Origin of the sequence: Stieleria sp., assembly GCF_041595215.1 — a bacterium.
Taxonomy (GTDB): Bacteria; Planctomycetota; Planctomycetia; order Pirellulales; family Pirellulaceae; genus Stieleria; species Stieleria magnilauensis.
On sequence record NZ_JBFHKV010000429.1, the window covers coordinates 1 to 6521 of the forward strand.

The window sequence follows — 6521 nt, forward strand, 5'->3', positions numbered from 1 at the left end:
ATTCGGCGCCGAACATTCGTTCAACGGCGCGTCGGGGAACTGTTCGCAACGCGCCGTCGAAAGTTCCTACGAACCCGGTAGCGGTTCGACGATCATGGCGTATCAAGGGATTTGCGGCAGCGACAATCTGCCGGTCGAACCTGGCGACGAACGTTACTTTCACGCGGGAAGCTTTGACGAAATCCAACGCTTCATCTCAACCACCATCCCCACCTTGCGACCACCGGTGGCCAACGGCAATACAATCCCGACCATCGATGCCGGCCCCGATGTCACGATCCCCGCCGGTACGCCGTTTGTCCTGACCGCCGACGCATCGGATCCCGACTCCGGTGACAGCCTCACGTACACCTGGGAACAGATCGATGTCGGTTCCCCCAGCAGCGGACAAACGGTGCCGATTCCCGACGCCGCTGATGCGGTCGGCCCACTGTTCCGCTCCTTTGCCCCGACAGCCGCCCCGGATCGCACCTTTCCACGGCTGTCGGACATCTTGGCCAACACCAGTCCGTTGACCAATCGCGGCGAACATTTGCCGACCCAAAGTCGCGTCATGAATTTCCGCGCGACGGCGCGCGACAATCACGATGTCAGCGGCGCGACGATCAGTGGCGTCCGCAGCGATGATGTCCGCGTGACCGTGGTCGATACCGGCGCCGCGTTCGAAATCACGTCGCCCAACACCTCGGTGACGTGGTCCGGCGGCGGCAGCGAAACGGTGACCTGGGCCGTCGCGGGAACCAATGCCAACGGGATCAACACGGCGACGATTCAATTGAGTCTGTCCCTGGACGGCGGCAACACGTTTCCGATTCTGCTCGGCAACTATCCCAACAACGGGTCCGCATCGATTGTGGTGCCCAATCTTGATGTCTCGACCAGCCAAGCTCGGATTCGTGCCAAGGGTGTTGGCAATGTGTTCTTTGACATCTCCGACCAGAATTTTTCAGTCTCCGCCAACGCTTCGGCCGCGGGCGTGACGATCGTGGAAACCGGTGCGGGCACAGCGCTTCGCGAAACGCCGGGCATTGTGACCGATTCTTATCAGATCGCGTTGGACTCGGCGCCCAGCGGCGGTGCCGACGTGACGATCACGGTAACGGCCGACGCACAGAGCGAAATCAGTTTGACCGGCGCGGCCGGATCGTTCGCCGGCAGCCAAACGTTGGTGTTCAATCACACGACGCCGCAGAATGTCTTTGTCCGTGCGATCGATGACTTGGCGGTCGAAGGGACGCACGCGAGTACGATTTCGCACGCGATCACCGCCACCGACGACGCGACGAATTATCCGCTGTCGCTGGCCATTGCCAGTGTGGCCGCGGACATCATCGACAACGACACGGCGTTTCCGGCGTCCGGCAGCGGTCAATTGGTGGGCATCGACTTTGATCCCATCGCGGGTTCGTCGCCGACGAATTGGACGCGGGTAGACGTCGGTTCGAATCCGCCGTCGTTTGTCTTGAATGACTTGATCGACGAAGCCGGAAACGCGACCACGATCGACTTGTTGTTTGATGACAACACCGGCAGCGGAACCTCGACGCCTTCGAGCGGCACGTTGCCCAGCCACACACCTTCGTTAGCGGGGATCGACGGGCTGCTCTACAGCGGTCCTTTCGGTGGCCCGCCGGCACCGATCGACGTCACCTGGGCCGGACTGACACCGGGGTTTGAATACGATCTGTATGTCTTTGCGCTCGAGAATTTCATAGACACATTTGACCAGCGCGTCACGATCACCGGTGACGGCACGCCGATCACGTTCAACCAAGTGACCAGCAACGGCGTGCTGATGATCAATGACGAAGCCGGCAGCAACGCGCGGACGTTGGAGTCGTACGCCGAACGCGTCACCGCGACCGAGTTCGGGACGATCCGCGTGCGTGTCGAAGCCAACGCGGGAAGCGCCGGGATTGTGATCCCCGGGTTGGCGATCAGCGAAGTGATTCCTGCGACCACGATCGCATCGATCAATGCATCAAATTTGACACAGTCCGAAGGGGATTCCGGCACGACATCGTTTAGTTTCACGGTGACGCGGAGCGGTGATGTGTCATCGTCGGCGACCATCAACTATGCCGTGACGCCTCGCGATGGGAATCCGGTCAACGCCGCCGACTTTGGCGGTTCGTTTCCGTCGGGGCAAGTTCAATTCCAGGCCGGGCAGACCACCTCGCAGGTGGTGACGTTCAACGTCAGCGGTGACAGCGTCGGGGAAGCCGACGAGCGATTCACAGTCACGTTGTCGGGGCCGTCCGACGGTGCACGATTGGCCGTCACGTCGGCGATCGGCACCATTTCCAATGACGACGGCAGTTTGGGTTCGGGCAGCATCACGCTGGATACGATCGGACTGTACCAACCCGACGCTCCGCTGTTCCATCTCAGAAACGCGTTGTCCTCGGGTGGTTCAGACCAATTCTTTGCCTTCGGTCCCGGCGGCAACGCGGGCTGGATTCCGTTGTCCGGCGATTGGAACGGCGACGGCACCGACACCATCGGGCTGTACCAACCGGACATCTCGTTGTTCCATCTCAAAGACAGCTTCACGCCGGGGGCATCAGACCAGTACTTTGCCTTTGGCCCCGGCGGCAATGCGGGCTGGATCCCGTTGGCCGGCGATTGGAACGGCGATGGCACCGACACGATCGGGCTGTACCAACCGGACATTTCCCTGTTCCATCTCAAAGACACGTTCACGTCGGGGGCTTCCGACCAATACTTTGCCTTTGGCCCGGGCGGCAATGCGGGCTGGATCCCGTTGGCCGGCGACTGGAATGGTGATGGCACCGACACGATCGGGCTGTATCAACCCGACATCTCATTGTTCCATCTCAAAGACACCTTCACGTCGGGGGCTTCGGACCAGTATTTTGGATTCGGCCCCGGCGGCAATGCCGGTTGGCTCCCGATGGTGGGCGACTGGAACGGCGACGGCACCGACACGATCGGCTTGTATGAGCCGGCGGTCTCGCGGTTCCACTTGAAGGATTCGTTCACCGCCGGAGCGTCGGACTACTTCTTCATCTTCGGCCCCGGCGGCAATGCCGGCTGGACTCCGATCTCGGGCGATTGGAATGGGCCGTCCAGCCCGCCGCCACCGCCTCCACCGCCGACGTCCAACGGCTCGTCTTCTGGTTCGGGAGGCCAGGCGCAACGGGCGGAAGTCGCAGATGACTCTGAAACCCCAGAGGCATTCTTGGTCTCGTTGCTGGTCACTCGTTCTCCGCAGGCGAGATCGGCAACCCCGTCCGCCGGGATTGCCGTGATGGAAACGACGGACGAGTCGAAGCCACGTGACCGCTCCGTCGCCTTGATGACCGACACGATCGCCGACCACGCGATAGGCGGGAACGAGTCGCTGCGGTTGCTCGATGAGGCATTGAGCCGCTGGTGAGAACGGATGGGGCTCCGATCGCGCCAGGCCACACGCTCGGAATGAACTCGCTACGCGTCGACTTCGAAGATGGCTTCGATTTCGACGGCGATCTTTCCGGGCAGGCTGTTGGTGCCGATGGCGCTGCGAGCGCCGACGCCGTTTTCTTCGCCAAACACGTCTCGGAACAACTCGCTGCAACCGTTGATCACGGCGGGCGAATCGGGGAAGCCTTCGATGCACTGGACCAGTCCGAGCAACTTGATCACCCGTTTCACTTTGTCGAGCGAACCGAAGTGGTCTTGCAGCGTGGCCAGCATGGCCAGACCGGTTTGCCGAGCCGCCTCATACCCCGATTCGACATCCAAGTCCAATCCCAGACGACCGGTCGTCAGCGTCTTGTTCGGCTTTAACGGTCCATGCCCGGAAACATAGGCAAGACCGCCAACGACGACGACGGGCTTGTAAACGCCGGCCGGTGCAGGCGCAGGTGGTAGTTCGAGTCCGAGTTCTTCGATACGTTTTTGGTACGACATGGTTTGGTGGGGTTGGAAGCGGTGAATGGGAAAGCCAAAGTGTGTCAGTATTTCAGTCGTCTTTCAAGCTGACGACGACAGGAACCGCTGCGTTCGTGTCGTTGGACCATCCTTGCACCCTTGAGCGAAATTGATCATGAACGAACTGAGTGGCCGAAAGGCGTTGATCACCGGCGGGACCCAGGGCATCGGCGGGGCGATTGCGATCGCGGCGGCGAAAGCCGGTGCGGACGTGTTGCTGGTCGGATTACGACGCGACGCGGCGGCGGAACAGACGTTGGAACAATGTCGCCGACACGGAGTCCGCGCCGAACTGGTGCTGTGCGATTTATCGCGTGCCCCGGGTGAGTACCTGGATTCCTTGATGGCGGAAGTGGATGCGTTGATGCCAGGAATCGACCTGTTGGTCAACAACGCCGGGACGTACATCGACGTGCCGTTTTTGGAAATGGATTTTGACCGCTACCAAACCACCATGCATCTGAACGTTGCAGCGGGATATTTCTTGACCCAGGCGATCGCGCGGCGTTGGGTGGATGCCGAGGTCCAGGGGCGCGTCGTGTTCACCGGATCGATCAACGGGTTGCTCTCCGAACCCGATCACACCGCCTACGACACCAGCAAGGGGGCGGTCGCGGCGATGGTCCGTTCGCTTTGCGTGTCGCTGGCGCCCAAGGGGATTCGGGTCAACGCCATGGCGCCCGGTCTGGTGCGAACACCGTTGACCGATGGCGCGATCGGCGATGACAAGATGCGCCGTTGGATGGAATTGCACACACCCAACGGGCGCGTTCCGACCGGCGACGTGTGTGCGGGTACGGTGATCTTTTTATTGTCCGATGCGGCCGAGCACATTCACGGCCAGACGATTTACGTCGACGGAGGGATGAGTGCCTGGCAGCAACCCGACGTGCCTGAGTGAGGGACGACGGACATGACATTGGCGTGAACACGGCGTGACCCTGCAAAAGATGACTTAGACTTCCAACAGTGGGGTCATGCGCCGTCATCGGCTTTCTTGCGACAGCAACATGCATTGGTCTCGCCAAGATAGGGATTCGCCCACCATCACTCCCGCTTCAACAGAATTCTATCCGTCATGTCGACCTGCCAAACCTCTCCCGGCGCAACGTCCTCCCCCGCCGAAAACGCCTTCGTGGGACGTCAACCGATCTTCACTCCTGAAGTGGAGGTTTTTGCCTACGAGTTGCTGTTCCGATCGGGGGAGCAGAACGCCGCGATGATCACCGATGGTGATCGGGCGACAGCCAACGTGCTGCTCAATACGTTCACCGATATCGGTCTGGACACGATCGTCGGTTCGAAAAAGGCGTTCATCAATTTGACACGCAACTTGCTGACCAGTCACAACTTGTCGTGCATGCCGCCCGACCGCGTCGTCCTGGAAATCCTCGAAGACATCGAACCGGACGAGGAGGTGCTCTCGGCGATCGAGAAACTGGTCGAAGAAGGCTACAAGATCGCGCTGGATGATTTCGTCTATCGCCCCGAGTTGGAAGCGTTGATCGGGACTGCGGACATCGTCAAGATCGAGTTTCCGCTGATCCCCAAAGAAGACTTGGCGGATCACATCAGCAAGCTGCGTGCGTTGGGCGTGCGCACCATCTTGGCCGAAAAGATTGAGACACAAGAGGATTTCGAGCTCTGTAAGAGCCTCGGTTGCGACCTCTTCCAAGGCTACTTTTTCTGTCGTCCCCAGGTCATCAGCCAACGCAAGACGCAAGTCAATGTGGCCTCGATTGTGCGACTGATGTCCGAACTGCAAAACCCCGACATCACGGTCGGCGAAGTCGAAGGGATCATCCAAACCGACGCGAATCTTTCGTTCAAGTTGCTGCGGTTCGTCAATTCAGCCAACGCCGCGACCACACGCACGATCGATTCGTTGAAGCAAGCGACGACCTTGATGGGGATCTCGCGTTTGCGTTCCCTGGCCTCGATGATGCTGATGACCAGCATCGATGAAGGCAAGCCGCAAGAACTGATCAAGCTTGCCATGATTCGCGGTAAGATGTGCGAGTTGCTGGCGAGCGAATCACGCGCCACGCGACCGGACCGCTACTACACGCTTGGATTGCTTTCGGTCATGGACGCACTGTTGGACAAGCCGATGGACGAAGTCATCCCGCTGTTGCCGCTGGCCGACGACATGAACGACGCCTTGCTCAATCGAGCCGGCGAACTGGGGCACATCCTGCAAAGCGTGATCAACTTCGAAGCGGGAGAGATCACGCCGCCGATCTCGTTGTCGGCCGAGCACCTGACATCAGCCTATCAGCAGGCGCTGCGTTGGATCGCCGACTGCAACATCGACGGTTAATACGCCTCCGACGCTCCCGGGTCGCGCCCTATCGTTCGTCCCAGAAATAGGTCCGCTCCTCCGGCTTCGGCCGGTTGCGGTACAAATACGACGCGGCGAACGCCAGAATCGTGACCGGCAAGCCGATTCCTGTGATGACCGCGATGATGGAAAACCAAGTGAAGTTCATGGGGGCCTCCGGTTCGAACCGCGTCGGCGACCGCATCGGCGGTCGGACTCCATCTGCTGGGCCGCAAATGATCCCGAACAGGGCGGTCAATCCGGA

5 protein-coding genes are annotated in these 6521 nt (G+C 60.3%); 3 read left to right on the forward strand and 2 right to left on the reverse strand.

Annotation, left to right across the window (positions count from 1 at the left end):
• On the forward strand, positions 1-3400 hold a 3400-nt coding region (locus tag ABX749_RS17025), incomplete at its 5' end, for a Calx-beta domain-containing protein (RefSeq protein ID WP_372897021.1).
• 50 nt (positions 3401-3450) lie between these two features.
• On the opposite strand, the gene ABX749_RS17030 is transcribed toward ABX749_RS17025, so the two are convergent.
• Positions 3451-3915: a RidA family protein gene (locus ABX749_RS17030; RefSeq protein WP_145210307.1), complete on the reverse strand. Its 465-nt coding sequence runs from the start codon at positions 3913-3915 to the stop codon at positions 3451-3453.
• Positions 3916-4051: 136 nt separating this feature from the next.
• Here ABX749_RS17030 and ABX749_RS17035 point away from each other — a divergent pair, with 136 nt between their 5' ends.
• Positions 4052-4837 carry an SDR family NAD(P)-dependent oxidoreductase gene (locus ABX749_RS17035; RefSeq protein ID WP_372897022.1) on the forward strand — a complete coding sequence of 262 codons (786 nt, stop codon included), beginning with the start codon at positions 4052-4054 and terminating at the stop codon, positions 4835-4837.
• A 177-nt stretch (positions 4838-5014) separates the two neighbouring features.
• The gene (locus ABX749_RS17040) at positions 5015-6256 is read left to right on the forward strand and encodes an EAL and HDOD domain-containing protein (RefSeq protein WP_145210312.1); all 1242 of its coding nucleotides are present in this window, start codon (positions 5015-5017) and stop codon (positions 6254-6256) included.
• 28 nt (positions 6257-6284) lie between these two features.
• On the opposite strand, the gene ABX749_RS17045 is transcribed toward ABX749_RS17040, so the two are convergent.
• Positions 6285-6521, reverse strand: a 237-nt coding sequence (locus ABX749_RS17045; RefSeq protein WP_372897023.1) for a hypothetical protein, incomplete at its 5' end; no start/stop codon positions are given.